This window comes from Achromobacter sp. D10, assembly GCF_035282245.1.
In the GTDB taxonomy this organism is placed as follows: domain Bacteria; phylum Pseudomonadota; class Gammaproteobacteria; order Burkholderiales; family Burkholderiaceae_B; genus Achromobacter; species Achromobacter insolitus.
Genome location: NZ_JAYJLE010000016.1, coordinates 100,116 through 126,523, shown reverse-complemented (window position 1 = coordinate 126,523; position 26,408 = coordinate 100,116). Strand labels below are relative to the sequence as shown.

The following is a 26,408-nucleotide window of genomic DNA, read 5'->3' as shown; positions in this document are numbered from 1 at the left end:
CCCCCTGTTTTTTGCGTCAGACTACGCGCTCACCAACCGATGCCGAGGGCCAATGTCCATCCGTAAACCCCGCAGTTCACGCGCCGGCCGTGTCACCATGCAGGACGTCGCGCGCCGCGTGGGCGTCAGCGCCATCACGGTATCGCGCGCGCTGCGCACGCCGGACAAGGTGGCGGAAGAACTGCGCCAGCGCATCGCGCGGGTGTGCCAGGAACTCGGTTACGTGCCCAACCATGCCGCCAGCGCGCTGGCATCGGCGCGCTCGCAGACCATCGTGGCGCTGATCCCGTCCTTGAGCAACGTGGTGTTCGTGGACATCATCGCGGGGATCAAGGAAGAGCTGGACCGCCACGGCTATCACATGCTGATCGGCGTTACCGGCTACTCGCCGGACGAAGAAGAATCCTTGCTGCGCAAATATCTGCAGCATGCGCCGGACGGCCTGATCCTGACCGGCATCGACCACAATCCGGGCGTCTGGGAATTGCTGCAGACGCAGGGCATCCCTACCGTGCATACGATCGAGACGCTGGATGGCGGCGAGCACATGAGCGTGGGTTTTTCGCAGTTCGATTCCGGCTATGCCGCCGGCCGCCATCTGGTGGAGCGGGGCTACCGCCGCATCGGCATCGTCGGCGCGCAGCTGGACCCACGTTCGCTGCGCCGCTGCGAAGGCTGCCGTCAGGCCTTACGCGACGCGGGCCTGTATGACCCGGCGCTGGAGATCATGACGCCGGAGAAGTCATCCATCGGCCTGGGAGCGTCGCTTCTTGAAGAGCTGCGGGCGCGCCATCCCGATTGCGATGCACTTTTCTTTTGCAACGACGACCTGGCCCAGGGGGCGGTGTTCCAGTGCGGACGACTGGGCGTGCCCGTGCCCGCAAGCATGGCGATCGTGGGTTTTCACGACGTGGCGGGCACGGCTTGGACTACGCCGCCGCTGTCGACGATCGCCACGCCGCGCTACCAGATCGGCGTATCGGCTGCTCGTCTGCTGATGCGGCATCTGGCTGGCGAGCCCGTCGCCGAACGCCATGTGGACCTGGGCTTTACGTTGGTGCAACGCGAGACCAGCTAGGCGGCGCCGTGTCGGGGGGGGTATCAGGCCCGGCGCAGTGCCAGGAACACGCCCGACGCAATGATCAGGGCCATGCCCGCCAGGGCCAGTCCGTCCGGCGGCCGCTGGAACCAGAATGTGCTGAACACCACCGCCAGCAACAGCTGAAAGTAGTTCAGAGGGGCGAGGGTGGCGGCGGATACGCGCTGAAAAGCCGAAATCAACAAGATCTGCGCCAGCCCGCTACAGGCGCCCAGGCCCGTGATGAACAGCATGTCCGACCAATCGGGCCATGGGTCCGGCAGGAAAAATGGCGCTGGCAGCCCCGTGACGATCAAGCAGATGAAGGCGGTATAGGCATACTGGACCGGGCCTGGCACCCGCCCGGAGAGCTTGCGCGTCAGGACCTGGAACACGGCATAGCTGACGGCGGACACCGCCATCAGCAGCGTGCCCAGCCAGGGCAGGTTCGAGCCGGGCCGTACGATCAGCAGCATGCCGCCGAAGCCGGCCGCCACCGCTGTCCACTGCGCCATCCGCACTCGCTCGCCCAACAACCAGGGCGACAGCGCCACCATGATCAGGGGCGAGGTGAAGTAGATGGCCGTGGCTTCCGACAGCGGCATCCAGATCAGCGCCGTCATGAAACAGGTGCCCACGGTGGCCAGCAGCAGTCCGCGCAGCACCAGCAGCGGTTTTTCGGGCGCATCGCGCAGGCGCGGGCCGCCCCGGTGTCGCCACAGCAATACCACCGCCAGCACGGCCACTGCCGAGTAGCGCATGATGTTCAGGAACGGGGCGGGGTAGCGTGCCAACATGTGCTTGGAACCCGCGTCGAAGGTGGCAAAGGCCACCAGCGCGGCGAAGAACAGCAGGATGCCGGCCTGGCGCGCGGCGGTCGGGGAGGGCAAGGCGATTTGCGCGGAACTCATGTCGGCGTCCTGGCTTTACGCCGCAGCCTTGCCCACGCCCTGCAGGAACGCATCCAACGCGGGACCGATCGCCTCGACCATGTAGCCGCCTTCCTGCACGATTACGGTTGGCAAGCCCAGCCCGGCGATGCGCGCGCCGATGTCGCGATAGGCGTCTATGTCCAGTTTGAGCACGCTGATGGGATCGTCCTTGTAGGTGTCGAAGCCCAGGGCCAGGACCAGCGCCTGCGGCGCATAGCCGGCCAAGGCAGCGAGAGCCGTGTCCAGCGCTTGCAGGAAGACGTCGTTGCCGGAACCGTGCGGCAAAGGCAGGTTCAGGTTGCAGCCTTCGCCCGCGCCGTGGCCGCGTTCATGCGCATAGCCGGTATAGAAAGGGTAGTAGCCAGTGGGGTCTGCGTGCAGCGACACCGTCATGACGTCGGCGCGTTGATAAAAGATGTTTTGCGTGCCGTCGCCATGGTGGGCGTCCACATCCAGCACTGCGACCCTGGACCAGGTTTGCAACAGCCGGCTGGCAGCCGCTGCGCTGCTGTTCAGATAGCAGAAGCCACCCGCGCGATCGCGATGGGCATGGTGGCCCGACGGCCGGCACAAGGCATAGGCCATGCCCCCGGTGCTGGCGACATGATCGGCGGCCGCCACTGCGCTATGGGTCGACCGCAACGCCGAACGCCACGTCTGTGGCCCGATGGGACAGGACAGATCGCTGAGGTAATAGCCCGTTTGCGCCACGATGGACGGCGACGGGCAGGGGCCGCGGCCGGCCTGTTCGACCTGGCCGTTGTAGTAAGGCGAGAGGTTGGGCAGCACTTCCGGACCTGGATCCGCGGTGGGTGAACGCAGGGCCTGCCAGCGGGCATACGCCGTTTCCAGGTAGTCCAGGTAGTGCTCGCTGTGGACGCCTTGTAGCGGCTTGCGGCCATAATCGGCGGGTGCCTCCACGCTGATGCCGCGCGCCGCAAGGGCGCTTTGCAGGCTTTCCGCGCGCGAGGGCAGGTCGGTCGGGGCGCTGATCCGGCCCAGCCGCATGAATTGCTGCGGCGAATGCAGCAGCTGTTCTTCCGAGAAATACGCCTTCATTGCTGCCCCCCGCCGGCGTTATGCGCGCTTGAGCTCGATTTCCACGAACACGAATTCGGTGTCGCTGGGATTGATCACATTGTGCTCAACGCCGACCGGGCGGTAGTAGGCCACGCCGGTGGTGAGCTGGCTGGTGATCTCGCCGTCCGGCGTATCCAGCAGGAGCGGGCCGGTGGTCTGCGGGACGACCACGTAATTCATGCCGTGGCGGTGCCATCCGGTTTCGCCGCCGGGCGGAAAGCGCCATTCGGTGACGGTGACCAGCTCATTGTCGATCTGCACGGTCGGTATGGCGGCAGGGCGTTGCATGGGGCGTACTCCTTGGTTGGTATGAATATTCTTGGACACTTCAGGCCGCTTGAGCCTGGGTAGGATCCCAATGCTGGCCGGGAACCGCGGCGATCAGTTGCCGCGTGTAGGCGTGTTGCGGGTTGTCGAAGATCTGCGCGGGCGAGCCGTACTCGACCACCTTGCCGCGATGCATGACCAAAACGGAATTGCAGATCTGGGCTGCCACGCGCAAATCGTGGGTAATGAAGACCAGCGCAATCTTCAAGCGTTGCTGCAAATCGTGCAGCAGCTTGAGCACTTGCGCCTGGACCGACACGTCCAGCGCCGACACGGATTCGTCGGCCACGAGCACTTTGGGTTCCAGCGCCAGCGCGCGGGCGATGCCGATGCGCTGGCGTTGCCCGCCCGAGAACTGGTTGGGATAGCGGTCGAAGGCAGATGGGTCCAGTCCGACCAGCGATAGCAGCTCGCGCACGCGCGCTTCGGCCTGGGCGCGTGGCACGCCGTTGGCGACAGGGCCGTCGCTGATGATGCGGCCCACGGTATGGCGCGGGTTGAGCGATGCGAACGGGTCCTGGAAGATCATCTGGATGTCGTGGCGCAGCGGGCGGAAGCGCGACTCCGGCATGGCCGCAATGTCCTGGCCACTGAAGATCAATTGGCCACCATTGATGCCCACCAGCTTGAGCAGGCACTTGCCGATCGTGGACTTGCCCGAGCCCGACTCACCCACGATGCCTAGCGTCTCGCCGCGCCGCACGCTGAAGCTGACGCCGTCCACGGCGCGTACCTCGCGCCTGCCGCTCAGCCAGCCGCGGCCCACTACGTAGGTCTTCCGCAGGTCCCGCACTTCCAGCACGGGGGAATCGTCGGCGGCGGGCGTCCGGTCTTCGCTGCGGCGGTGCGGTACGGCGGCAATCAGGCGTTGCGTGTACGGATGACGGGGGCGGTTCAGCACTTCCTCGGCCGGCCCTTGTTCGACCAGGATGCCTTTCTCCATGACGGCGACCCGGTGGGCGATCTCGGCCACCACGCCGAAGTCGTGGGTGACGAACATCACGCCCATGCCTTTCTCTTTCTGGATACGGGCAATCAACGCCAGGATCTGCGCCTGGGTAGTGACGTCCAGCGCGGTGGTGGGCTCGTCGGCAATCAAGAGCGCGGGCTCGAGCGCCAAGGCCATGGCGATCATCACGCGTTGGCGCTGTCCGCCGGACAGGCGGAATGGGTACACGTGGTAGAGCGTGGCGGGGTCGGGCAGGCCCACGAAGGCCAGCAACTCCAGCGTGCGGGCCATGCGCTGGGCGCCCGGGTAAGCGTTGTGCACGCGCATGACTTCGCTGATCTGCTCGCCGACCGTCATCAACGGATTGAGCGCCGACAGGGGCTCCTGGAAGATCATCGCCATGTCCTTGCCGCGCATGGCCTGCAAGGTGGCCTCGTCCTCCTGCAGCAAGTCCTGGCCGCGGAATACGATGCGGCCCTGTTGCGGCGTCAAATAGTCCGGCAGGAGCCCCATGATGGCATTGGCGCTCATGGATTTGCCAGAGCCGGATTCACCCACGATGCAGAGGATCTCGCCCGCGCGGATGTCATAGGACACGTCCTGGACGGCATAGGGGCGGTCGCCGCCCTTGGGCAGGGCAATGCTCAGGTTCTGGATTGATAGCAGAGGGGGGGATGCATTCATGCCGTCCTCCTATTCGCCGCGCTTGCGCAGCTGCGGGTTGAGGGCGTCGTTCAGGCCTTCACCGATAAGGTTGATGGCCAGCACGGTCAGCAGGATGGCCACGCCGGGCCAGACGCTCATCCACCAGGCCTCGCGGATCATGGTGCGCGCCGCGCCGATCATGAAGCCCCAGCTCATCAGGTTGCGGTCGCCCAGGCCCAGGAAGGACAGCGACGACTCCGTCAGGATGGCGGTGGCGACCATGAAAGATGCCGAGACGATGATGGGCGACATGGCGTTGGGCAGGATCTGGGTGCTGACGATGCGCGCCGGCGTCTGCCCGATGACGATGGCGGCCTGCACGAACTCGCGCTGCTTGAGCGTCATGAATTCAGAGCGGACCAGGCGCGCAGCCGGCGGCCACGACACGACTGCGATGGCGCCCATGATGGAATAGACGGACGGGCTCAGGATCGCCACCAGCACCACGGCCATTGCCAGTTGCGGAATGGTCTGGAAGAACTCGGTGAAGCGCATCAGCGCGTCGTCCACCCGGCCGCCGCAGTAACCCGCCACCGAGCCGACCACGATACCGAAGACCAGCGCCACGGCTGTCGATAGCAGGCCCACCATCAGCGAGACCCGAGCGCCCCAGACCAGCCCGGCCGTGATGTCGCGGCCCAGCATGTCGGTGCCGAACGGGTAGTCGGCATTGGTGAATGGAGGGATCAGCGGGTCGGCCACCATCATCCAGGGGGACTCTTCATACAGCAGCGGGGCGGCGAGCGCCACGACGACCACGACCAGCATGATCGCCAGTCCGGCCACCGCTCCATAGTTGCGCATGTAGCGCCGGGCAAATGACTTCATGCGGCGGCTCCTTGCTGCGCGCCCGCGCCGATGCGCGGATCGATCAGTCGATACAGCACGTCGGTCAGCAGGTTGAAGACCACCACCATGATGGAGGTGACCAGGAAGATTCCCAGCAGCAACTGGTAGTCGCGCTGCAGCAGGGCGTCGAACATCAGCCGGCCGATGCCGGGCCAGGCGAACACGGTTTCGGTCAGCACGGCGCCGCCCGCCATCTGTCCCAACTGAATGCCGGCGAATGTAATGACGGGCAGCAGGGCATTGCGCAAAACGTGGGCGCGGATCACGCGGCCGGGACTGACCCCTTTGGCGCGCGCCGTCTTGACGAAATCCATGCCTATCACTTCCAGCATGGAGGCGCGCGTCAGTCGTACGTACACCGCCATGAAAAAGCAGCCCAGCGTCACAGTGGGCAGGATCAGGTGCTGGGCGATATCGAGCGCGCGCGCCCAGCCGCTCAGGTTGGCGCCCACGGTCTCCATGCCGAAGGCCGGCAGCCATCCCAGCACGACCGAGAACAGCAGGATGCCCATCAGCGAAAGCCAGAACAGCGGCGTGGCGTATAGAACCAGAGCGCCCGTCATGACCGAGCTGTCGATCCAGCGCCGCTTGTTGCGGTATCGCGCCTTGGCGGCGACGACGCCCAGGAAAACGCCCAACACGATGGAAAACACGAAGGCGCAGGACATCAGCAGGAACGTGGCGGGCAGGCGTTCGAGGATCAGGTCCAGCACCGGCACATGGTTGCGGTACGAAAAACCCAGATCCAGCTGGACGACGCCCTTCAGGTACAGCATCAGCTGGGTCAGGATCGGCTTGTCCAGGCCGAAGGCCACGCGCAGCTGTTCGACGTAGGCGGCATCGCCCGCGCCGGCCTGGCCCGCCAGCACGGCGGCGGGGTCCCCGGGGGCCAGTCGGATCAGAAAGAAATTGATGATCACCACGCCCAGCACGACCACCAGGGCCTTGCCGATGCGTGAAGCGAGAAAAGACAGGAATTTCATGCTCGGGGTCCTCTCGGGTCAGGCGCGGCCTGCTTGGCGCAGCCGCTGCCCGGCCAGCGTCCGCCGCCGCGGCAGGCATGCCGCGGCGGCGTCCTGCGGCGCTTACTTCTCGATGTACACGTCGTCGAAGGTCTCGTTCAAGCCGATGGCGGTCTTGACCAGGTTCTTCACATTGCCGCGGTAGAGCGTGGGGAATTCCATGTCGACCAGAAAGCCGTTGGCGATCTCGTTGACCAGCGTGGTTTGCAGCTTGGTGTAGAGCTCCTGGCGCTTGGCGGGGTCCACCTCGGATGCCGCGGCTTCCCATTGCTTGTCGGTCTCGGGGTTGCTGTAGCCCTGCACGTTGGCGAAAGGCGAGCCCTTGACGATGTTCGACGAGATATAGAGCCGCTGGACGCCCAGGGCGGGATCGCCGTACTGGTAGGTGAAGGTGGTCGTCATGTCGAAGTCCCAGTTGCCCGTGCGGCTGGCCCAGCCGCCCGCGTCGGTGGCTTCCAGGTTGACCTTGAAGCCCAATTGCTCCAACGCCTGCTTGGTGTATTCGCCCAGGCGGTCCCAAGTGGAGCCGTAGGGGAAGCTCAACTGGCGGATGGTGTAGTCCTCGGGCTTGATGCCGGACTCCTTGATCAGCGCGCGTGCCTTCTTCATGTCGTACGTCAACGGAGGCATATTCTTGTCATAGAACATCTCGGTGGTGACGAACGGGCTGGTGGATACTTTGCCCAGGCCGAAGAAGATATTGTTGACCACCATGTTGCGGTTGATGGCCGCCATGACTGCCTGGCGCACCTTCAGGTTGTCGAAGGGCGGCTTGCGCATGTTGAAGATCAGGTAGGCCTGGGGCGAGAACATCTCCCAGCCCGCCGTGGTGTATTCGACCTTGGGCAGGGCGCGCAGGCGCTTGATGTCGACGTTGTCCACGTCGCCGCCGCGCAGCACGTCCACGCTGCCGCGCTCGAAGGCGACTGCGCGCGAGGCCGAATCGGGAATGATGTTGAACACCAATTCGTCCAGATACGGTTTGCCTGGCTTCCAGTAGTCGGGGTTGCGGGTCAACTTGATGTACTCGCCGCGCTTCCATTCCTTGAACATGAAGGGGCCGGTGCCCACGGGCTTCTGGTTGGCCGGATTGGTCATGTAGTCGGTGCCCGCATACAGATGCTTGGGCATCATGGGAGCAAAGCCCGGCTCGAACATCAGCATGAATGCGGGGAAGGGGGTCTTCAGCTTGACCACGACGGTCTTCGCGTCAGGCGCCTGCACCGATTCCACGAACTTATTCAGGATCACGCGGGCCCGCGCGTGGGTCTTGGGCAACATGTCGGCCAGCGAGAACACCACGTCTTCGGAGGTGAATGGCTTGCCGTCGTGCCACTTGACGTTGTCCTGCAGATGGAAGGTGTAGGTCAGTCCGTCGGCGGAGGCATCCCAGGACTTGGCCAGGCCGGGCTGGGGCTTCAGGTCAGTGGAGTAAGTCAGCAGGCTCTCGTAGATCTTGCCGGCGACGAACTGCGTGGGGCCTTGCTGGTTGATGGCCGTGACGATCACCGGCGGTTCGGGCTGGACGATCATGTTCAGCGTTCCGCCCTTGGTCTGGGCGAGGGCCTGCGTGGCGGGCAGCGCGGCCGCGAGGACCAGTGCGCCGATGCTTAGGGAGAACCATTTCTTCGATTTCACTGCGAGCCTCCGGGCTGGAAAGAGTCTGACAGGTGTCCGCGTCGCGGATGCCGTGGACTGGCAAGCAAACCTCATGCCACCTGTGTTTTCAGGGGTACTACGGGTGGAGCCGCTACAACAATGCTTCGTACAGGTGCTCTTCAGCGCGCCGCGCACCATTGCGGCGCGCCGTTGTCGTCGCCAAAGTCCTCGCGCAAGCGCGCCAGGATGCCCAGCAGGTGTGCATGCATGGCGTGCCGCGCGCGGATGGGATCGCGCGCCTGGATGGCCGTCAGGATGCGTTGGTGCTCGGCATGGGCGACCGCCCAGACCTCGGTGTCGACGAAGTAATCCTCCATGCGGCTGTATACCGGGCTGGCCTGCGTCAATTCCCACAGGTGCGCCACCGAGGCTGCTACCGCCGCATTGCCGCAAGCCGAGGCGATGGCGTTATGGAAGGCGCGGTCGTGGCGCCCGGGCGAGTTGCCCAGGGACATGCCTTCATGGGCATCGCGGATGGCGGCAATCTGGGCGGGCGATCCATGCTGCGCGGCCATGCCGGCGCATTCGGGTTCGATGAGCATGCGCGCTTCCAGCAGGTCGAACGGGCCGATGCCGTCTTGTCCGGCCGCAGGGTAGCCGGCGGCGGCCGCTTCCCGGGCCGCCGTGACGAACACGCCGGTGCCCACGCGTACATCGACATAGCCTTCGATTTCCAGCGCGATCAGGGCCTCGCGTATCGAGGCGCGGCTGACCTGCAGTTGCTCGGCCAACTCCCGTTCGGACGGAAGGCGTGCGCCGCGGGGGAATTCGCCGGCCCGGATACGGCCGGCAATCCGGTCGGCAATGACGCGGTACAGGCGTGTGACGGCGGTGGCTTGGAGGGTGTTCATCGGCGGGTGAGGCAGGAACTCTGGGCCAAGTGGTCAGGCCACAAATATAGGCATGCCGCCGTTGAATTAGAAGGAGAATTTCACATTTCGAGGGAAAACGATCACAGGGATTTCACCTCTTTCTTTAAGGTGGTCAGGCCAGCTAGGCAGGCGCCGCCGGCTTTACAGTTTCCAGACAATTCCCGCACAGAATCCCCGCTGTTGCCGGTATGGTCCATCCCATACTCGCTCCCGCTCGACGACGGGCAAGGAGAGAAGCGTTGAAGGTAGGGATGCGGGGATGTTGGTCCGAGGCCACACGGATTGGCATGGGCATGGCGGTGTTCGCTTTGGCCTGGTTATTGCTATTGGACCGGGCGGCCTTGGCGCCACCAACGGACAACATCGAGCAACTGACCTGGGTGCGCAGCCTGGAATGGGGCTATTACAAGCATCCGCCGTTGCCGACCTGGCTGTTATGGCCCGCCGTGCGGCTGCTGGGATGGTCGGCCTGGACGAGCTACCTGCTTGGCGCGTTGTGCACGCTGGGGGCCTTCGCGCTGCTCTGGCGGTGGCTGCGAGCCATGCGCGGCAGCGGCTATGCGCGGGTGGCCCTGTTGGCAGGCTTGTGCATCACTTTCTATAACGGGCGCCTGCATTTCTACAACCACGAGATCGTGTTAATTCCGCTGGCGGTGGGTTGTGCCGCGGCGTGCTGGAAGGCCTGGACCACGCGCCGCATGGGGTGGTGGATTCTGGTGGGCGCATGCCTGGGACTGGGCGCCTTGTCCAAGTATCAGAGCGCGGTGGCGGGCGCCGCCGTACTGGTCTTCTGGGTCAGCCAGCGTGGCTGGCGCGACCCCACGCACCGGTTCGGCCTGCAAATCGCCGCGCTGACCGCGCTGGCGGTGTTCGCTCCCCACCTCTGCTGGCTGGCCTACAACGATTTCGAGCCGCTGCACTACGCCATGTCTTCATCGCTGGCCGCCGGCCTGCCTCTGGGCGGCAGGGGCGCTGAAGTGGAGCGGTGGTGGGCAGACCAATTGCTGAATCGCGCGTTGCCGGCGTGGGTGCTGCTGGGCATCTTGTGGTGGCAGATGCGCCGTCGCGATGGTGCTCCCACCGTGGCGGCCGAGCCTCGTCCGTGCGCCGCGGGCCGTGCGATCCTGCTGTCGTTCGGCTTCACGCCGTTAGCGTTCGTCAGCGCCATGACGCTGGTCGGTGGTTCGCACATCCAACTGCATTGGGGCACGCCTTATCTCTTGTTCGTCGTGCCGGCGATGATGGAACTGGCGCGCGCCGGAGCATGGGAGCGAGTGCGGCCGCGCGATGCCGTGCTGGCCTTCCTGCTGCTGCAGGGCTTGCTTATGGCGCGGGTTTGGCTGATGTCACCAGGCGGGGCAGGCCTTGCGCGCAAGGCGGCGGACTGGCGCTACTTCGATTCGCAGGCGTTGGCCGAGGTCTTGCACGAACGTGCCAAGGCCTCGCTGGGCGGGCCGGTCAGACTGATATCGGGGCCTCCTGCCGAGGCCGGGGCGTTGGCGCTACGTCTGCCGGAGCAACCATTGGTGCTGATAGACGGGCAGCTGCGCTTCAGCCCCTGGGTGCCAGTTGGCCTGGCCAAGGCGTGTGGCGTACTGGAGCTGGAGCTGAATGGGCGCGCCCCGGGATTCGCCGCGCTCGGCAGGGAGTTTCCAGGTCTGCATTGGCGCGCGACGCCACCTACAGCCCGCTGTGACGAGTCTTTCGCGACGTCGGGGCCCTAGAGTGCGCCATTATTCTGCCTCGCCGCCTGGTTCGGGCATCTGCGTGAAGGCCCGTACCAGCCGCGCGATGCCATCCAGTTCGTCATGCGCACCCAACACCCATTCCGGCTTCTCGAACGGACTGTCCGAGGGCGCGTTGTCCATGCCCGCCTTCAGATCATTGAGCAGCTCCAGCGCCATCTCGGTGGCCTGGGGACTGCTACGGGTCGATAGGGCGATGGCGATCGCCAGCGCCTGGCGCATGGCAAGCAGGCGGCCGTCCAGTTCAGTGCCCATGATGGTTTCCTTTGTTGTGCAACGTTGATGGGCGCATTTTACGGGGGCGGGGCGCCCGCGCCGTCCGGCGCTTTCGGCGCTTTGGGCGGGAACGACGGTCCCGCCCCAGGCAGCAAGAGCGCATCGTTTGCGCAAGATCAAGCCTCGGTCGCCGGCACAGGCGAATAATTCCAGGTATGCAAGCCGCCCTACGCCCATCACAGACAGAATTCCGCGCGCCTTCCTCCGCCGGCCCCTTGTTTCCGCCCCAGTTGCTGGCGCGACTCGACAAGAATGGACCCCGCTACACCTCGTATCCCACGGCGGACCGGTATCACGGCGGCTTTGGTCAGCAGGACTACCGGCTGGCGCTGCAGCAGCGCCGGGCTGCGTCGCAGGCGGAGCCCATGTCGCTCTACGTGCATATCCCGTTCTGCGAATCCGTCTGTTACTACTGTGCCTGTAACAAGGTGGTGACCCGTCACCACGATCGCGCGGCGCGCTATCTGGATGCGCTGGGTGCCGAGATCGAACTTCATGTGGCGGAACTGGGCGAGGGTGTGCCCGTGTCGCAGCTGCACTTTGGCGGCGGCACGCCGACCTTCCTGTCAGACGAGGAATTGTCCCGCCTGATGGCGAACCTGCGTCGCGCTTTCCGCTTCGAACCGGATGCGGAAATTTCGATTGAGGTGGATCCGCGCACGGCGACTCCCGCGCGTCTTGCCCATATGCGCGAATTGGGTTTTAACCGCCTGAGTTTTGGAGTGCAGGATTTCGACCCCCGGGTGCAGGCGGCGGTGCACCGGCTGCAGTCGTTCGAGGATGTGCGCGCGCTGATGGAGAGCGCCCGGGCGCTGGGCTATGCCTCTGTCAACATGGATCTCATCTATGGCCTGCCCCTGCAGACCACGGAGTCCTTTGCCCGCACGATTTCCCAGGTTATCGCGTTGCGGCCTGACCGTATCGCACTGTATGCCTACGCTCATCTGCCCGCGCGCTTCAAGCCGCAACGCCGCATCAATGAGGTGGATCTGCCGGACAGGGAAACGCGCGTCGGCTTGCTCAGCGCGGCCATCGACGGATTCCTCAAGCAGGGCTACGCCTACATCGGCATGGACCACTTTGCGCTGGAGACCGATGCGCTGGCGATCGCCAAGCAGAAAGGGGAATTGCATCGCAATTTCCAGGGATACAGCACGCAGCCCGACCGCGACCTGATTGCCCTGGGCGTGTCGGCGATTGGCCGCATCGGTAATACCTACAGTCAGAACGCCAAGGTCCTGGATGAGTACTATGCGGCGATCGAAGCGGGGCGCTTTGCCGTCGAACGAGGGCTCGCGCTGAACGCCGACGATCTTGTGCGGCGCGAAATCATCATGGACATCATGTGCCAGGGGCGCGTGGACTTTGCCCGGATCGAAGCGCGCCACGGCTTGCGGTTCGCGGACCGCTTCGGTCGAGAGCTGCTGCAGATGGCCAACCTGGCCGAACTGGGTCTGGTCAATCTGCGCTCGGGCGAGCTGCAGGTAACTGGCCTGGGCTGGTACTTCGTGCGGGCCGTCGCCATGGTGTTTGATGGTTACCTGCAGGCGCCGGGTACCGCGGCCAGTTATTCCCGGATCATCTGAACCGGCGGGTGCCGGCCGGGCCCGGCACGGCCTTCATTGGGCGAACTTCTCGCGCAGATAAAGCGCAAGAGACAGGTCGTCGGACAAATGCAGCTTCTGCATCGCCCGGCGCTTGTGAGTGCTGATGGTTTTCTTGCTGCGCATCAGTCGCGCCGAAATCTGCGTGACGGACAGCCCAAGGCTGATGTGGCGCAGGATTTCCATTTCAGAGGCCGTGAGCGTCGAATGCGGGTGGGTCGGCTGCTGGGGAAGTACCTTGCCGTCCTGGACCATCAGGAAGCCCTCGTTGCCATTCACGACGCCGCGGATCATTTCCGGCAGCAGGACCATGCCGCATTCCTTGGCGAAGTAGCCATTCGCTCCGCCGCGGAAGGCGGCATACTGGGTCTCCTGGCGGTTGCCCGCTGAAAACGTGATGAGCGCCATCGAGGGGTGGTAGCGGCGAAGCCGCCGCAGATAGTTCACGCCATCCCAAGGTTCCTGGGGAAGGTAAAAATCGACCAGGGCGACTTCGCAGGGCGCGTGGGACAGTTTTTCCAGCAGCGAGCGCGCCGACGTTTCCCTGTGCACCACCTGGAAACCTGGGCGGCTGTCCAAATAGGCGCCTACTCCGAGGGCAACCACGGGGTGGTCGTCCAGGATGGCTACCTTGATCACGCGGGGCGGGCGCGACAGCAGCAGATGGCGGCGCGCGTTCGTGCGTTCTGTCGGGGTGTGGGCTTCGCGTGGCGACAGCAGGTGCGCCTGGGTCAGGGGCATTGAATAGGTTTTCATCGGTACTCCGCAAACAGAAAAGGGAAAACGCCCGCGACCGTTTGCGCAGGCTACGTGTAGTCCTAGATTTGTGAGTGCAGATTACGTTTTCATCTGTCTTGAGGGGGATGAATTGCCTCAAAATCAGACCGTTGCACCGCCGACCCGGCGGACTCCGACGCCAGACGCGGTGGCGGAGCAGGCTGTGGCGCTTTTGCCACGGAAAAGGAGCAAATAGTGCTACAATCGTGAAAGATAAGCGCAGCTTCTGTTGCGCAATTTGCTGTCCGTTGACGCTTTGCTGTTTGTTGATCCTTGCCGCTACGGCAAGCACCCTCAGGTCCAGATATCATGTTTTTCCCGTTGGCACGAACTACGACCCGGAACTTTCGCCCTATGTCGCGTTAATTTTTCGTGCGTCGGGTTTCACCGTGTCAGGTCAGCGGTAGGACTCAGCAAGACAATCCAGGAAACGCGGCTCTCAGGCCGCGTTTTTCGTTTCCGTATTTTTGTTTTTCGTTCCCAGAACCCCCCAGGAAGCACTCCCGATGGTACAGATCACATTGCCCGATGGTTCGCAGCGCCAATATCCGGGGCCGGTAACGGTTGCCGAAGTGGCGCAATCGATCGGCACGGGCCTGGCGAAAGCCGCCTTGGGCGGCCGCGTGACATTTGAGGGCTCGGAGTCCAAGCTGGTCGACACCAGCTTCCGCATCGAGGGCGACGCTCGCCTGGCCATCGTGACCGCCAAGGACGCCGACGGCCTGGACCTGATCCGGCACTCCACGGCACACTTGCTGGCCTATGCCGTCAAGGAGCTGTTTCCGGACGCCCAGGTCACCATCGGCCCCGTGATCGACAACGGCTTCTACTACGACTTCTCGTACAAGCGTCCTTTCACGCCCGAGGATCTGGCCGCCATCGAAAAGAAGATGGCCGAACTGGCCAAGAAGGACGAAGTCGTCACGCGCGAGGAATGGTCCCGCGACGACGCCGTCGAGTTCTTCAAGAGCATCGGTGAAAAGTACAAGGCCGAGATCATCGCCTCGATTCCGTCGAACGAACCGCTCAGCCTCTACCGCGAAGGCGACTTCATCGATCTGTGCCGCGGCCCCCACGTGCCGTCCACGGGCAAGCTGAAGGTCTTCAAGCTCATGAAGGTGGCCGGCGCCTACTGGCGCGGCGACAGCAAGAACGAGATGCTCCAGCGCATCTACGGCACGGCCTGGGCGACCAAGGACGAGCAGGAAGCGTACCTGCACATGCTGGAAGAGGCCGAACGCCGCGACCATCGCAAGATCGGCCGCGAGCTGGACCTGTTCCACTTCCAGGACGAAGCCCCCGGGCTGATTTTCTGGCACCCCAAGGGTTGGGCGCTGTGGCAGCAGGTGGAGCAGTACATGCGCTCCGTCTACCGCGACAACGGCTATCAGGAAGTGAAGGCGCCGCAGATCCTCGACATTTCGCTCTGGAAAAAGACCGGCCACTGGGACAACTACCGTGAAAACATGTTCACGACCGAGTCCGAAAACCGCGTCTACGGCCTGAAGCCCATGAACTGCCCGGGCCACGTGCAGATTTTCAATGCCGGCCTGCATTCCTATCGCGAACTGCCCCTGCGCTACGGCGAATTCGGCCAGTGCCATCGCAACGAACCCTCGGGTTCGCTGCACGGCATGATGCGCGTGCGCGGCTTTACGCAGGATGACGGCCACATTTTCTGTACCGAAGAACAGCTGCAGGACGAATGCGCCGACTTCACGGCGTTGCTGCAGAAGGTTTACCGCGACTTCGGCTTCACCGAGGTGCTGTACAAGGTTGCCACGCGCCCTGAAAAGCGCATCGGCACGGACGAGGTCTGGGATACGGCCGAAGCCGCCCTGATGGAAAGCCTGCGCCGCACGGGCTGCGAATTCGAGATTTCGCCGGGCGAGGGCGCGTTCTACGGTCCCAAGGTGGAATACACCCTGAAGGACGCCATCGGACGCCACTGGCAGTGCGGTACGATCCAGGTCGACTTCTCCATGCCCGTGCGTCTGGGCGCCGAGTATGTGGACCAGAATGACCAGCGTCGTCCGCCAGTCATGCTGCACCGCGCGATCCTCGGTTCGCTGGAGCGTTTTATCGGCATGCTGATCGAAAACCACGCCGGCGCCATGCCTCCCTGGCTGGCTCCGGTGCAGGCTGTCGTATGCTGCATTTCCGAACCTTCGGCCGATTATGCGGCTGAAATCACGCAAAGCCTGAAAAAACAAGGCTTTAGAGTAGAGTCCGATTTGCGTGGTGAAAAAATCACTCGTAAAATTCGGGAGCACAGCCTGCAAAAGGTGCCGTACATCCTCGTCGTCGGCGACAAGGAAAAGCAAAATGGCACCGTAGCCGTACGTGGACTGGGCGGATTGGACCTCGGAGCCATCGCATACGACGAATTCGTCGCGCGCTTGTCCGAGGACGTTTCCACCCGTCGCGACGTCAATCAACCTGATGGCAGCGCTGCTTAACATTTCTAGGAGCTTTCAACATCGCCACTGAAAAAGCCAATCGCATCAACGGTGAAATCCGCGTCCCCGAGGTGCGCCTGATAGGTCTGGACGGAGAACAGCTTGGTATCGTCAAGATCGCCGACGCCTTCCGTCTTTCCGAGCAAAACGACGTGGATCTGGTGGAAATCGCGCCGAACGCCGAACCGCCGGTCTGCCGTTTGATGGACTACGGCAAATTCAAGTACCAAGAGCAGAAGCGCCAAGCGGAAGCTCGTTCCAAGCAGAAGGTCATCCAGGTCAAGGAAGTCAAATTCCGGCCGGCCACCGACGAGGGCGACTACCAAGTCAAGCTGCGCAACCTGCGCCGCTTCCTCGAGGAAGGCGACAAGGCCAAGGTGACGCTGCGTTTCCGTGGCCGCGAAATGGCTCACCAGGAACTCGGTATGCGGGTGCTTGAACGTGTGCGCGACGATCTGCTGGAACTTGCCCAGGTCGAAGCCATGCCGAAGCTCGAAGGCCGTCAGATGGTCATGGTGCTGGCGCCGAAGAAGAAGGCTGTGCCTGCGGGCAAGCCTGAATCGGCTGCCTGAGTTCCTGCCGTAGCCTCCCCAGGGAGGCTGCGCCGCTCTTACTACCCGCCCGCGATTGCGCTGGCGGGTTCGCTAATTGGGCGGCTCTGCGCTACGATGTCATCAAGCCGCCTTCCCGCGAGGGAAGGCGGCGTCCGTTCAGGGTGTCGCGATGCACGTTTTGTTCGTTTTGGATCCCTTGCCGCTGCTCAAGGCGTACAAGGACAGCTCTGTCGCCATGATGCGCGCCCTCGTGGCGCGCGGCCATACGCTCAGCGTGGCCATGCAGGGCGATCTCTATATCGAGGAAGGCACGGTCAAGGCTGCGGCCACGCCCATCGAACTGGTCGCGGACGCCGATCTGCACGGCCACGACTGGTGGCGCGAGTCCGCTGCCCAGGATCTGCCGCTGGCGGAATTCGGTGCGGTGGTCATGCGCAAGGATCCGCCGTTCGACATGGAATACGTGTATTCCACGCATCTGCTCGAATACGCCGAAGCCCAAGGCGCCCGCGTCTTCAACAGCGGCGCCGCGATCCGGAATCATCCGGAAAAGCTGGCTATTACCGAAATCAGCGAGTTCACCGCGCCCACGCTGGTGACCCGCAGCATGGCTCGCCTGAAGGCGTTCCATGATGCCTACCACGATGTCATCGTGAAACCGCTGGACGGCATGGGCGGCACGGGCGTGTTCCGCCTGCAGCCCAAGGATCCCAACCTGAACGCCATCCTGGAAACGCTGACGGACAATGGCGCGCGCACCATCATGGCGCAGCGCTACATTCCCGATATCGTCAAGGGAGACAAGCGCATCCTGCTGATCGGTGGCGAGCCGGTGCCGTATTCCCTGGCCCGCATCCCGCTGGCTGGCGAGACGCGTGGCAACCTGGCGGCGGGCGGCCGCGGGGTGGCGCAGGAACTCTCCGCGCGCGACCGCGAGATCGCCGAGGCCGTGGCTCCCAAGCTCGCAGCCCGTGGCTTGCTGCTGGTCGGCCTGGATGTCATCGGTGATTACGTCACCGAAGTCAACGTGACCAGCCCCACCTGTTTCGTGGAAATCGCAGAGCAAACCGGGTTCGATGTCGCGGGCATGTTCGTCCAGGCATTGGAAAAAGCCGTGGCGACTCCCGCCGTTGCTGCCTGACCCACCCAGGATTCCTGTCATGACCACGGGTATTGTCATCGTCGTGCACGCGCCCCTGGGCGCGGCGATACGCGATTGCGCCAGCCACGTCATGGGCAATCTGGACGGCATGCTGGCCATCCACGACATCCTGCCTGAAGACCGGCCGGACGACTTGGCGCCGCGCGTCCTGAAGGACATCCTGGAGCAGGATCATGGCGCGGGCGTGCTGGTGCTGACCGACCTGATCGGCGCCACCCCCGCCAATATTTCCAAGCGAGCCGTCGCCGATGCCCAGGCGCAGGGCGTCCAGTGCTGTGTGCTGGCCGGTTTGAATACCCCGATGCTGCTGCGGGCCCTGACTTATCGCAATCTGCCTCTGGCCGAAACTCGCGAGAAGGCATTGGCCGGGGGGCTTCAGGGCGTCTTGCGTGTAGACTGACGGGCGGCAGTTTGCCCTATTATGTCGGCTATCGATTCTGGCCGATGGACGGTTCGACGTTTTGCTGCAATCAACACTGCGGCGTCATGCCGCAGCCACAATATTTCCTATGCCTAATACAGACATCGTCATCAGCAATAAACTGGGCCTGCATGCCCGGGCGGCTGCCAAGCTGACGCAGCTGGCCAGCAAGTTTTCCAGCGAGATTTTCATCTCGCGCGGCGCGCAGCGCGTGAACGCCAAGAGCATCATGGGCGTCATGATGCTGGCGGCCGGGCTGGGCGTGACGGTAAAGCTGGAAGCCTCGGGCAACGATGCCGAGCAGGCTCTTTCTGAAATTGAATCACTGTTCGACAGCAAATTCGGTGAGCAGGAATAGAATTTCTTCCGAATCCGCCGGCCTGAGCGCTGTTCAGGCCGGCTCGTCTACGACCCTTGATCACGTGCACAACGGGGCTGGCTCTGCCAGCCCCGTTGTGTGTCTGTACGGCAAAGGCGTCGCCAAGGGATACGCCATCGGCCGGGCGGTCGTCATGGGTGCGGCGGCACTGGAGGTCGCGCACTACCGCATCTCGCCCGAGGACGTGGCCGCGGAAAGCAGCCGGCTGACCGATGCGCTGGCCTCGGCGCAGCAGGAACTGCTGCAGCTGGCCGATACTTTGCCGGCCGATGCGCCGCGCGAGCTCGGCGCCATGCTCAACGTGCACAGCCTGCTGTTGGGCGATCCGCTGCTCGCCGAACAGACGCTGGCGCTGATTGCCGAACGCCATTACAACGCCGAATGGGCCTTGACGACCCAGGGACAGATCCTCGGCCAGCAGTTCGACGCCATGGAGGACGAGTACCTGCGCGAGCGCGGGGCCGACGTGCGCCAGGTCATCGAGCGTGTGCTGCACGTGCTGGCCGGGACTTCCGCGATCTTGCCCGACATGAGCCACATGGGCGGCGACGAAGCGCTGGTGGTCGTGGCTCATGACATTTCCCCCGCTGACATGCTGCGCCTGCGGGGCGGCCGCTTCGCCGCCTTCGTGACGGACCTGGGCGGCCCGACGTCGCATACCGCCATCGTGGCGCGCAGCATGGGCGTGCCCGCCGTGGTGGCCATGGGTAATGTGCGCGAATTGGTCCGCGACGGCGACATGCTGATCATCGACGGCGCGGCCGGCGCCGTGATCGTGAATCCGTCCAGCCGCATCCTCGACGAATACCGTCGCCGCCAGTCGGCTTATGCCGACGAGCGCGCCGAGCTGAGCCTGCTGCGCGACGAGCCCTCAGTCACCCTGGATGGCATAGACGTCGTCCTGCACGCCAATATCGAATTGCCCGAAGAGGCTGCCCTGGCGCTGGCTTCGGGCGCGCACGGCATCGGCTTGTTCCGCAGCGAATTCCTTTTCATGGGCCGCCCGGACCTGCCGGGCGAGGAAGAGCAGTACGAGGCCTATTCGTCGGTGGTCAAGGTGATGGCGGGGCGGCCCGTCACGATCCGCACGCTGGACATCGGTTCGGACAAGACGCTGGACGGCGAGGCTACCGTGGCCACCAATCCCGCGCTTGGACAGCGCGCCATCCGCTATTGCCTGGCGCGCCCCGAGATGTTCGCGACGCAGTTGCGCGCCATCCTGCGGGCTTCGGCGCACGGGCCGGTGCGCCTGCTGATTCCAATGATCGCCCACATGCATGAGGTCGTGGCGACCAAGGCGGCCATCGAATCCGCCCGCCGCGAGCTCGATGCCCGGGGGCAGGCCTATGCGCCCCACATGGAAGTGGGGGCCATGGTCGAGGTGCCCGCCATTGCCATCGCCATCGAACCCTTTGCGCAGGCGTTGGATTTTCTTTCCATCGGCACCAACGATCTGATCCAGTACACGTTGGCGATCGATCGCGGCGACCATGACGTGGCCGCCTTGTACGATCCGCTGCATCCGGCAGTGCTGCGCCTGGTTGCGCACACCATCAATGCAGGTGAACGAGCCGGCAAGCCCGTCGCCGTTTGTGGCGAGATGGCCGGAGATTCGCGCATGACCCGGCTGCTGCTGGGGTTGGGCCTGACCGAGTTTTCCATGCATCCGCAACAACTGCTGGACGTCAAGCGTGAAGTCCGGCGCGCGCACTCCAACGCTTTGCGCGTGAAAGTCGCCAGCGCGCTGAACCGCGCCTTGCCGGTGGACCTGGACGAGTTGGGTCCTGGCTGAAGCGCAACTGGGCTACGCCTGGGCCGTGAAATGAAAAAGCCCGAGACCGCAAAGGTCTCGGGCTTTTTTTCCTGTATCGCAACCACTCGCCGCCATCCAGGAGGCGCCAGCGGCGCCCCGTGGATGGGCTTAGCTGTGGTATGCCGATTCGCCGTGGCTGGTGACGTCCAGGCCTTCGCGCTCCTGATCTTCCGGCACGCGCATGCCGCACAGGGCATTGGCGATCTTGTAGGCGATCCAGGCCACCACGCCGGACCAGACGATGGTCAGCAGCACGCCTTCCAGCTGGACCCACAACTGGTGGCCGATCATGCCGGGCTCGGCCAGGCCGGGGCCGCCGAGGATCTGCGCATTGAACACGCCGGTCAGCAGGGCGCCGACAATGCCGCCCACGCCGTGCACGCCAAACACGTCCAGCGCGTCATCGGCACGCAGCAGGCGCTTCAGGCCATTCACGCCCCAGACGCAGACGATGCCAGCGACGACCCCAATGATCAGCGCGCCCACGGGCCCAACCAAGCCGGCGGCCGGCGTAATGCCAACCAGGCCGGCGACAGCGCCCGAGGCAGCGCCCAGCATCGAGGGCTTGCCCTTGACGGCCCATTCGGTAAACAACCAGGACAGCACGGCGCCCGCGGTCGCGATCATCGTGTTGAAGAAGGCCAGCGTGGCATTTTCATTGGCGGCCAGCGCTGAGCCCGCGTTGAACCCGAACCAGCCCACCCACAGCAGCGCCGCACCCACGAAGGTCATCGGCAGATTGTGCGGTTGCATGGCTTCGCGGCCGTAACCCACGCGCTTGCCGACGACGTATGCGCCCACCAGGCCGGCTACGCCAGCGTTGATGTGCACAACGGTGCCGCCCGCGAAGTCCAGTGCACCCTTGGCATTGAGCAGGCCCGGCGCCGTTTCGGACGCGAACCACACCATATGCGCGATCGGCACGTAGGCGAACGTGAACCAGATCACGGTGAAGACCAGCACGGCCGAGAAGCGGGCACGTTCAGCGAAGCTGCCCACGATCAGCGCGCACGTGATGCCGGCGAACGTTGCCTGGAACGAGGCGAACAGCAGTTCGGTCAGCGAGTTCGACATGGCGTACTTGCCGTCGGACGGCGTGAACATGCCGGAGAAGAAGGCGCGCGACAGGCCGCCGAAGAAGGCATTGCCCTCGGTGAATGCGAGGGAATAACCGTAGATGAACCAGAGCACCAGGCCCAGCACAAACGTGCACAGCACTTGCAGCAGCACGGACAGCACGTTCTTGCTGCGTACCAGGCCGCCGTAGAACATCGCCAGACCGGGTACGGCCATCATCAATACAAGCAGGGTAGAGACGAGCAACCAGGAGATATCTGCTTTATCCATTTTCAGGCTCCATTGAGTCTTTATTTATTTACAGCGCAGCTTCGCCGGCTTCACCTGTTCTGATACGGATCACTTGTTCGAGCGGGGCGGCGAAGATCTTGCCGTCGCCGATCTTGCCGGTGCGGGCTGCCTGTTCGATCGCTTCAATGACCTGATCGACGAGGTGGTCGGGCACGGCGGCCTCGACCCTCAGCTTGGGCAGGAAATCAACGGCGTACTCGGCGCCGCGGTAGAGCTCGGTATGGCCTTTCTGGCGGCCAAATCCCTTGACTTCGGTGACAGTCAGACCCTGGACGCCGATCCCGGATAGAGCCACCCGCACTTCGTCGAGCTTGAAGGGCTTGATGATGGCGATGATGAGTTTCATGGCATTTCCTCTCATGGTTGCACGTTGGCTTCGTCTATCAAGCAAATTCCGTGCCATGTCGTGCAAAGCCCAGCGGGGCGGGAGGGGGCTCTGGAGTTGTGCCTGTTTGCACCAATTTGGTGCTTCATGCACGGGTGGGCGGCATCAAGTTGGTGCGGCGCGCAAGCCCGTGGGGCATGCAACAAGATATGTTTTGCGTTCGATATTTGTAGCAAATTGATGCGGAATTTATTGCGGTTTATGTTGGCATGTGCGCTGAGATTGGGCCATTGCCGCCGCCTAGTGGCTGCCCGCAGAGCCTTGCTGGCCGGGCTTTCGGGGCAAACGGCCGGGCGCCACGGAGCGCGCCGGCAGCCCTCGGAGTCGGCTTGATCGGAAGGCGCGCGTGATACCGGGGTTTACACGCATCGGCTTGTTGCCGAGAGGCGGGTGCAGAAGAATCAATACCAGTTCAAGCCTGTCCCTGAACAGCTTGGGCCACAGGCGGAGGTCCGGTACCACGGGTCTGCCGCAGGAAAGCAAGAACGGGAAGGGGCAGTCATGAATATCCACCGCAAGGCTTTCTGCATTCTGGCCCTGGCCGCGTCGCTTGCCGCGCTGGCCGGCTGCAACAAGAGTGAAGACAAGGCCGCAGCGCCAGCCGCCACCGCGCCTGCGCCCGCTGCCCCGGCTCCGACTCCGGCTACTCCCGTCCCACCCGCGACTTCTCCTTCCACGGCCGCCCCGTCCGGGGCCGCCTCGGCGTCCGTTCCGGCCGAATGCGAGGCCTATGCCGCCAAGGTCAATGCCTGCATGGACAAATTGGGCAGTGGCAATCCGGCTGCCGCCGCGATAAAGGAGCAGCTCGACGCAGCCAAGACGCAGTGGGGGTCAGTGAGCGACAAGACGCAGTTGGCCGCGCAATGCAAGCAGTCCTCGGACATGTTCACGCAGTCGGCAAGCCAAATGGGTTGCCCGTAACGATGTTGGTAGGGGGTTGCCGCCATGGCAGCCCGGTTTTCTCCTGTGCTTTGAAGGGCGGTCACCGCATGCGGCCCGCCCTCTTTTTTTGTGGCGAGGCGACCCTTTTTTCGCCGCTGGCCCGGATAGCGCGGCTCCGACGCACTACACTTGAGGCATCAAGAACACAGTGAGGCAGTCATGAACAATCGCACCCAGTGGATGGAAGACATCCAGAAGAACATCTCGGACCTGATCGCCCGCAGTCCGGCCGCGGATGTGGAGCGCAATGTGCGCGCGATGATGACGCAGGCATTCTCCAAGCTGGATCTGGTCACGCGCGAAGAATTCGATGTCCAGGCCGATCTGCTGGCGCGCACCCGCGCCCGGGTGGATCAGCTGGCCGCACAGGTGCAGCAGTTGGAGGCGCGCCTGTCCGCGCTGGACAAGTAAGGCTGCTGCCGGCCCGCCGCGGCCGGGCAGCAATCTCTCCGGAAACGGCCGCGTTCAGCGGCCGTCTTCATTTGCCGCAGGGAATCAGGCGATGGGGCGCGAGTGAACCTTTTGTCCCGGTCGTCGCCTCGCCGACGCTGTCTTTGCGGATACTGGCGAACCCAGCCTTTTCCCGGAGACCGTCTTGACGCTAGCTGTTCTTGCCAGCAGGGCCCTATGCGGCCTTGATGCCCATGCGGTGCGGGTGGAATCGCACCTGGGCCCGGGTCTGCCTAGCTTCAATGTGGTTGGCCTGCCGGATGCCGAAGTGCGCGAAAGCCGCGAACGGGTGCGCGCGGCCATTCTCAATAGCGGCTTCGAGTTCCCGCCAGGCAGGATCACCGTCAATCTTTCCCCCGCGGACATACCCAAGGAATCGGGGCGTTTCGATCTGCCCATTGCCCTCGGTCTGCTGCTTGCCTCCGGCCAGCTAGCGGCGCCGGTCGCCGGCCAGGATCCGGAATCGCCCGTTCAGGATCCGACCCTTGCGGACCTGGTCCTGGCCGGAGAACTGTCCTTGACCGGCGCGCTGGTACCTGTTGCCGCGCCCTTGGTCATCGCGTTGAGCGTGGCCCGCGAGGCTCCCGGCGCCACGCTTATCCTGCCCGCGGGTAGCGCCGAGCAGGCGGCCTGGGTGCCGGGCCTGCGAGTGCTGTCCGCGCGCAGTCTGGCCGATGTCGCCGCGCATGCAAGCGGCGCGTGCCTGTTGCCGGACGCCGTGCCCGAGCCCTGGCCGGCGGCGGCGTCGGGGCCGTGTCTATCGGACGTGCGGGGCCAGCCGGGCGCGAGGCGGGCGCTGGAAGTGGCCGCGGCTGGCGGTCACAGCCTGTTGATGATCGGCCCCCCGGGCGCCGGCAAGAGCATGCTGGCGGCCCGATTGCCAGGGTTGTTGCCGCCGCTTGCGCGCAGCCAGGCGCTCGAGGTGGCGGCGGTGGCGGCGCTGGCGGGCCTCTCCGACGCCCCGCCGGGCCAACCGCCGTTCCGGGCGCCGCACCATTCCGCCACGGCGGCGGCGCTGGTGGGAGGCGGCAGCCGTCCGCGCCCGGGCGAGATCAGTCTTGCTCATCACGGTGTGCTGTTCCTGGACGAACTGCCGGAATTCAGCCGGCGCACGCTCGAAGCGCTGCGTGAGCCCCTGGAGACGGGCAGGGTGGTCATCGCTCGCGCCCTGAGATCAACGCAGTTTCCCGCCCGTTTCCAGCTGGTGGCGGCCATGAACCCATGCCCTTGCGGGTGGCGCGGCCACCCCGGGCGGGCCTGCGCCTGCACGCCGGATCAGGTGGCGCGCTACGCGGGCAAGATCTCCGGTCCCTTGCTGGACCGCATCGACCTGCATGTGGCGTTGCCGCCATCCGACCCCGAATGGATGGGCAAACCACCCGGCGAGCCGTCGGAGCCGGTCCGGGAGCGCGTGGCGCGTTGCCGCCAGCGGCAGCAGGCACGCCAGGGCAAGGCCAACGCCGCTTTGGCGGGGGCAGAGCTGGACGAGCATTGCCGCCTGGACGGCGAGGCGCAGGCGTTGCTGCTGCAAGCCATGCGGCGCCTGGCTGGCTCGGCCCGCGCCATGCATCGCGCGTTGCGGGTGGCGCGCACGATAGCCGACCTGGAAGGGGAGGACTCCCTGGGTGCCCGGCATATTGCCCAGGCCGTGCAGTACCGCAGGTCGGGCGTATGATGGCTGGCGCCTGAACGGCCAGTGGCACGCCAGGCATTGCCCGCCGCTTGACTCGACAAAATGCGGGAAATCACCATATAATCAAAGGCTTTCCTGGATCTGGGTCATTTGGGCCCGCCCTGGAAAGAATCCGTGTGGCAGCAATGCCGGCGGAAAGTGCTGTAGAAGCACCCCCAGAAGTACCCCAGAAGTACCCCCCAGAAGTGGCAACAGGTACCTCAAGTTTTGCCGCCATGAACGGCTTCATCAGCCTTTCATGCGTCAAGCACCTGGCGTCATGTAAATCAACAATGAGTGTTTAGTTTAGGGAATCAACATGCCCAAGATGAAAACCAAGAAAAGCGCTTCCAAGCGCTTTAAGGTTCGCGGCAGCGGCTCCATCAAGCGCGGTCAGGCGTTCAAGCGCCACATTCTGACCAAGAAGACCACCAAGGCCAAGCGTCAACTGCGCGGCTCCACGGCGGTCCATGAATCCAACGTGGCCTCCGTCAAGGCCATGATGCCTTTCGCTTGATCTAAGGGAGATCTACTATGCCTCGCGTCAAACGCGGCGTAACCGCCCGCGCACGTCACAAGAAAGTCATTGCCGCCGCCAAGGGTTACCGTGGCCGCCGCGGTAATGTGTTCCGTATTGCCAAGCAAGCGGTCATGCGCGCTGGCCAATACGCCTACCGCGACCGCCGCAACAAGAAGCGCACGTTCCGTGCCCTGTGGATCACGCGTATCAACGCCGCCGTCCGCGAACACGGCGTCAGCTACAGCGTGTTCATCGCTGGCCTGAAGAAGGCTTCGATCGAACTCGACCGTAAGGTTCTGGCCGACCTGGCCGTGCGCGACAAGGCCGGCTTTGCCGCCATCGTGCAGCAAGCCAAGGCTGCCTTGGCTGCCTGATCGCGCTTTAACTCATCGCGCATCGCTGCAAACG

The 26,408-nt window shown here is 64.2% G+C and carries 26 protein-coding genes; 14 read left to right on the top strand and 12 right to left on the bottom strand.

The window, feature by feature from the left end:
- The first annotated feature begins 52 nt into the window (after window positions 1-52).
- On the top strand, window positions 53-1,078 hold the full coding sequence (locus VCS63_RS28025) for a LacI family DNA-binding transcriptional regulator (RefSeq protein ID WP_042792947.1): 1,026 nt from the start codon (window positions 53-55) through the stop codon (window positions 1,076-1,078).
- A 23-nt stretch (window positions 1,079-1,101) separates the two neighbouring features.
- Here VCS63_RS28025 and VCS63_RS28020 read toward each other — a convergent pair whose 3' ends face one another.
- The 8 genes from VCS63_RS28020 to VCS63_RS27985 form a co-directional block, all read right to left on the bottom strand.
- Complete coding sequence (locus tag VCS63_RS28020) at window positions 1,102-1,989, bottom strand: DMT family transporter (protein WP_063640485.1); 888 nt, start codon at window positions 1,987-1,989, stop codon at window positions 1,102-1,104.
- 15 nt (window positions 1,990-2,004) lie between these two features.
- Window positions 2,005-3,069: a histone deacetylase family protein gene (locus VCS63_RS28015; protein ID WP_323881664.1), complete on the bottom strand. Its 1,065-nt coding sequence runs from the start codon at window positions 3,067-3,069 to the stop codon at window positions 2,005-2,007.
- Window positions 3,070-3,087: 18 nt separating this feature from the next.
- On the bottom strand, window positions 3,088-3,378 hold the full coding sequence (locus VCS63_RS28010; RefSeq protein WP_042792950.1) for a cupin domain-containing protein: 291 nt from the start codon (window positions 3,376-3,378) through the stop codon (window positions 3,088-3,090).
- A gap of 40 nt (window positions 3,379-3,418) precedes the next feature.
- Complete coding sequence (locus VCS63_RS28005) at window positions 3,419-5,050, bottom strand: ABC transporter ATP-binding protein (protein ID WP_323881662.1); 1,632 nt, start codon at window positions 5,048-5,050, stop codon at window positions 3,419-3,421.
- Between the two features lie 9 nt (window positions 5,051-5,059).
- A complete protein-coding gene (locus VCS63_RS28000) occupies window positions 5,060-5,899 on the bottom strand; it encodes an ABC transporter permease (RefSeq protein WP_042792953.1) in 840 nt (279 codons plus the stop codon).
- Window positions 5,896-6,903 carry an ABC transporter permease gene (locus VCS63_RS27995; protein ID WP_042792954.1) on the bottom strand — a complete coding sequence of 336 codons (1,008 nt, stop codon included), beginning with the start codon at window positions 6,901-6,903 and terminating at the stop codon, window positions 5,896-5,898. Before VCS63_RS27995 ends, VCS63_RS28000 begins: the two co-directional genes overlap by 4 nt.
- A gap of 102 nt (window positions 6,904-7,005) precedes the next feature.
- A complete protein-coding gene (locus tag VCS63_RS27990; RefSeq protein ID WP_063640482.1) occupies window positions 7,006-8,580 on the bottom strand; it encodes an ABC transporter substrate-binding protein in 1,575 nt (524 codons plus the stop codon).
- A 140-nt stretch (window positions 8,581-8,720) separates the two neighbouring features.
- Window positions 8,721-9,452, bottom strand: a complete 732-nt coding sequence (locus VCS63_RS27985) for a FadR/GntR family transcriptional regulator (RefSeq protein ID WP_042792956.1) — start codon at window positions 9,450-9,452, stop codon at window positions 8,721-8,723.
- Window positions 9,453-9,766: 314 nt separating this feature from the next.
- Here VCS63_RS27985 and VCS63_RS27980 point away from each other — a divergent pair, with 314 nt between their 5' ends.
- Window positions 9,767-11,197, top strand: a complete 1,431-nt coding sequence (locus tag VCS63_RS27980; RefSeq protein WP_323881660.1) for a glycosyltransferase family 39 protein — start codon at window positions 9,767-9,769, stop codon at window positions 11,195-11,197.
- A gap of 9 nt (window positions 11,198-11,206) precedes the next feature.
- Here VCS63_RS27980 and VCS63_RS27975 read toward each other — a convergent pair whose 3' ends face one another.
- Entirely contained in the window at window positions 11,207-11,473 is a 267-nt protein-coding gene (locus VCS63_RS27975; RefSeq protein WP_308022781.1) for a hypothetical protein, read from the bottom strand.
- Between the two features lie 176 nt (window positions 11,474-11,649).
- On the opposite strand from VCS63_RS27975, the gene hemN reads away from it, so the two are divergent.
- A complete protein-coding gene (gene hemN / locus VCS63_RS27970) occupies window positions 11,650-13,080 on the top strand; it encodes an oxygen-independent coproporphyrinogen III oxidase (protein WP_323881658.1) in 1,431 nt (476 codons plus the stop codon).
- Window positions 13,081-13,113: 33 nt separating this feature from the next.
- On the opposite strand, the gene VCS63_RS27965 is transcribed toward hemN, so the two are convergent.
- Complete coding sequence (locus tag VCS63_RS27965; protein ID WP_238914575.1) at window positions 13,114-13,854, bottom strand: response regulator transcription factor; 741 nt, start codon at window positions 13,852-13,854, stop codon at window positions 13,114-13,116.
- A 527-nt stretch (window positions 13,855-14,381) separates the two neighbouring features.
- Between VCS63_RS27965 and thrS the strand changes: the two genes are divergently transcribed.
- From thrS to ptsP, 6 genes are all read left to right on the top strand, one after another.
- The gene (thrS, locus tag VCS63_RS27960) at window positions 14,382-16,334 is read left to right on the top strand and encodes a threonine--tRNA ligase (RefSeq protein WP_042792961.1); all 1,953 of its coding nucleotides are present in this window, start codon (window positions 14,382-14,384) and stop codon (window positions 16,332-16,334) included.
- 20 nt (window positions 16,335-16,354) lie between these two features.
- Complete coding sequence (infC, locus tag VCS63_RS27955; protein ID WP_076812461.1) at window positions 16,355-16,906, top strand: translation initiation factor IF-3; 552 nt, start codon at window positions 16,355-16,357, stop codon at window positions 16,904-16,906.
- A gap of 151 nt (window positions 16,907-17,057) precedes the next feature.
- Window positions 17,058-18,029: a glutathione synthase gene (gene gshB, locus VCS63_RS27950; RefSeq protein WP_042792962.1), complete on the top strand. Its 972-nt coding sequence runs from the start codon at window positions 17,058-17,060 to the stop codon at window positions 18,027-18,029.
- 19 nt (window positions 18,030-18,048) lie between these two features.
- Window positions 18,049-18,450, top strand: a complete 402-nt coding sequence (locus tag VCS63_RS27945) for a PTS sugar transporter subunit IIA (RefSeq protein WP_042792964.1) — start codon at window positions 18,049-18,051, stop codon at window positions 18,448-18,450.
- Window positions 18,451-18,559: 109 nt separating this feature from the next.
- Complete coding sequence (locus VCS63_RS27940) at window positions 18,560-18,829, top strand: HPr family phosphocarrier protein (RefSeq protein ID WP_042792966.1); 270 nt, start codon at window positions 18,560-18,562, stop codon at window positions 18,827-18,829.
- A 103-nt stretch (window positions 18,830-18,932) separates the two neighbouring features.
- Window positions 18,933-20,642, top strand: coding sequence for a phosphoenolpyruvate--protein phosphotransferase (gene ptsP, locus VCS63_RS27935; RefSeq protein WP_042796925.1), 1,710 nt, complete (start codon window positions 18,933-18,935; stop codon window positions 20,640-20,642).
- Between the two features lie 129 nt (window positions 20,643-20,771).
- Here ptsP and amt read toward each other — a convergent pair whose 3' ends face one another.
- Window positions 20,772-22,010 carry an ammonium transporter gene (gene amt, locus VCS63_RS27930; RefSeq protein ID WP_042792967.1) on the bottom strand — a complete coding sequence of 413 codons (1,239 nt, stop codon included), beginning with the start codon at window positions 22,008-22,010 and terminating at the stop codon, window positions 20,772-20,774.
- 28 nt (window positions 22,011-22,038) lie between these two features.
- A complete protein-coding gene (locus VCS63_RS27925) occupies window positions 22,039-22,377 on the bottom strand; it encodes a P-II family nitrogen regulator (protein ID WP_006218735.1) in 339 nt (112 codons plus the stop codon).
- Window positions 22,378-22,917: 540 nt separating this feature from the next.
- Here VCS63_RS27925 and VCS63_RS27920 point away from each other — a divergent pair.
- From VCS63_RS27920 to rplT, 5 genes are all read left to right on the top strand, one after another.
- Window positions 22,918-23,337, top strand: a complete 420-nt coding sequence (locus tag VCS63_RS27920) for a DUF5339 family protein (RefSeq protein ID WP_063640477.1) — start codon at window positions 22,918-22,920, stop codon at window positions 23,335-23,337.
- 180 nt (window positions 23,338-23,517) lie between these two features.
- Window positions 23,518-23,769: an accessory factor UbiK family protein gene (locus tag VCS63_RS27915; protein WP_042792968.1), complete on the top strand. Its 252-nt coding sequence runs from the start codon at window positions 23,518-23,520 to the stop codon at window positions 23,767-23,769.
- 184 nt (window positions 23,770-23,953) lie between these two features.
- Window positions 23,954-25,483: a YifB family Mg chelatase-like AAA ATPase gene (locus VCS63_RS27910; protein WP_164794990.1), complete on the top strand. Its 1,530-nt coding sequence runs from the start codon at window positions 23,954-23,956 to the stop codon at window positions 25,481-25,483.
- A gap of 316 nt (window positions 25,484-25,799) precedes the next feature.
- Window positions 25,800-25,997, top strand: coding sequence for a 50S ribosomal protein L35 (gene rpmI / locus VCS63_RS27905; RefSeq protein ID WP_006218740.1), 198 nt, complete (start codon window positions 25,800-25,802; stop codon window positions 25,995-25,997).
- A gap of 17 nt (window positions 25,998-26,014) precedes the next feature.
- On the top strand, window positions 26,015-26,374 hold the full coding sequence (gene rplT, locus VCS63_RS27900; RefSeq protein WP_006218741.1) for a 50S ribosomal protein L20: 360 nt from the start codon (window positions 26,015-26,017) through the stop codon (window positions 26,372-26,374).
- Window positions 26,375-26,408 lie beyond the last annotated feature (34 nt).

Bases quoted from the DNA above. Each gene is read 5' to 3' on its own strand.
- VCS63_RS28010 (WP_042792950.1), bottom strand. From the start codon at position 3,378: ATGCAACGCCCTGCCGCCATACCGACCGTGCAGATCGACAATGAGCTG.
- VCS63_RS28020 (WP_063640485.1), bottom strand. From the start codon at position 1,989: ATGAGTTCCGCGCAAATCGCCTTGCCCTCCCCGACCGCCGCGCGCCAG.
- VCS63_RS27945 (WP_042792964.1), top strand. From the start codon at position 18,049: ATGACCACGGGTATTGTCATCGTCGTGCACGCGCCCCTGGGCGCGGCG.
- rpmI (WP_006218740.1), top strand. From the start codon at position 25,800: ATGCCCAAGATGAAAACCAAGAAAAGCGCTTCCAAGCGCTTTAAGGTT.
- VCS63_RS28015 (WP_323881664.1), bottom strand. From the start codon at position 3,069: ATGAAGGCGTATTTCTCGGAAGAACAGCTGCTGCATTCGCCGCAGCAA.
- VCS63_RS27925 (WP_006218735.1), bottom strand. From the start codon at position 22,377: ATGAAACTCATCATCGCCATCATCAAGCCCTTCAAGCTCGACGAAGTG.
- VCS63_RS27915 (WP_042792968.1), top strand. From the start codon at position 23,518: ATGAACAATCGCACCCAGTGGATGGAAGACATCCAGAAGAACATCTCG.
- rplT (WP_006218741.1), top strand. From the start codon at position 26,015: ATGCCTCGCGTCAAACGCGGCGTAACCGCCCGCGCACGTCACAAGAAA.
- VCS63_RS27975 (WP_308022781.1), bottom strand. From the start codon at position 11,473: ATGGGCACTGAACTGGACGGCCGCCTGCTTGCCATGCGCCAGGCGCTG.
- VCS63_RS27980 (WP_323881660.1), top strand. From the start codon at position 9,767: ATGGCGGTGTTCGCTTTGGCCTGGTTATTGCTATTGGACCGGGCGGCC.
- amt (WP_042792967.1), bottom strand. From the start codon at position 22,010: ATGGATAAAGCAGATATCTCCTGGTTGCTCGTCTCTACCCTGCTTGTA.
- VCS63_RS27920 (WP_063640477.1), top strand. From the start codon at position 22,918: ATGAATATCCACCGCAAGGCTTTCTGCATTCTGGCCCTGGCCGCGTCG.
- VCS63_RS27965 (WP_238914575.1), bottom strand. From the start codon at position 13,854: ATGAAAACCTATTCAATGCCCCTGACCCAGGCGCACCTGCTGTCGCCA.
- thrS (WP_042792961.1), top strand. From the start codon at position 14,382: ATGGTACAGATCACATTGCCCGATGGTTCGCAGCGCCAATATCCGGGG.
- VCS63_RS27995 (WP_042792954.1), bottom strand. From the start codon at position 6,903: ATGAAATTCCTGTCTTTTCTCGCTTCACGCATCGGCAAGGCCCTGGTG.
- VCS63_RS27940 (WP_042792966.1), top strand. From the start codon at position 18,560: ATGCCTAATACAGACATCGTCATCAGCAATAAACTGGGCCTGCATGCC.
- hemN (WP_323881658.1), top strand. From the start codon at position 11,650: ATGCAAGCCGCCCTACGCCCATCACAGACAGAATTCCGCGCGCCTTCC.
- VCS63_RS28005 (WP_323881662.1), bottom strand. From the start codon at position 5,050: ATGAATGCATCCCCCCCTCTGCTATCAATCCAGAACCTGAGCATTGCC.
- gshB (WP_042792962.1), top strand. From the start codon at position 17,058: ATGCACGTTTTGTTCGTTTTGGATCCCTTGCCGCTGCTCAAGGCGTAC.
- VCS63_RS28025 (WP_042792947.1), top strand. From the start codon at position 53: ATGTCCATCCGTAAACCCCGCAGTTCACGCGCCGGCCGTGTCACCATG.
- VCS63_RS28000 (WP_042792953.1), bottom strand. From the start codon at position 5,899: ATGAAGTCATTTGCCCGGCGCTACATGCGCAACTATGGAGCGGTGGCC.
- VCS63_RS27985 (WP_042792956.1), bottom strand. From the start codon at position 9,452: ATGAACACCCTCCAAGCCACCGCCGTCACACGCCTGTACCGCGTCATT.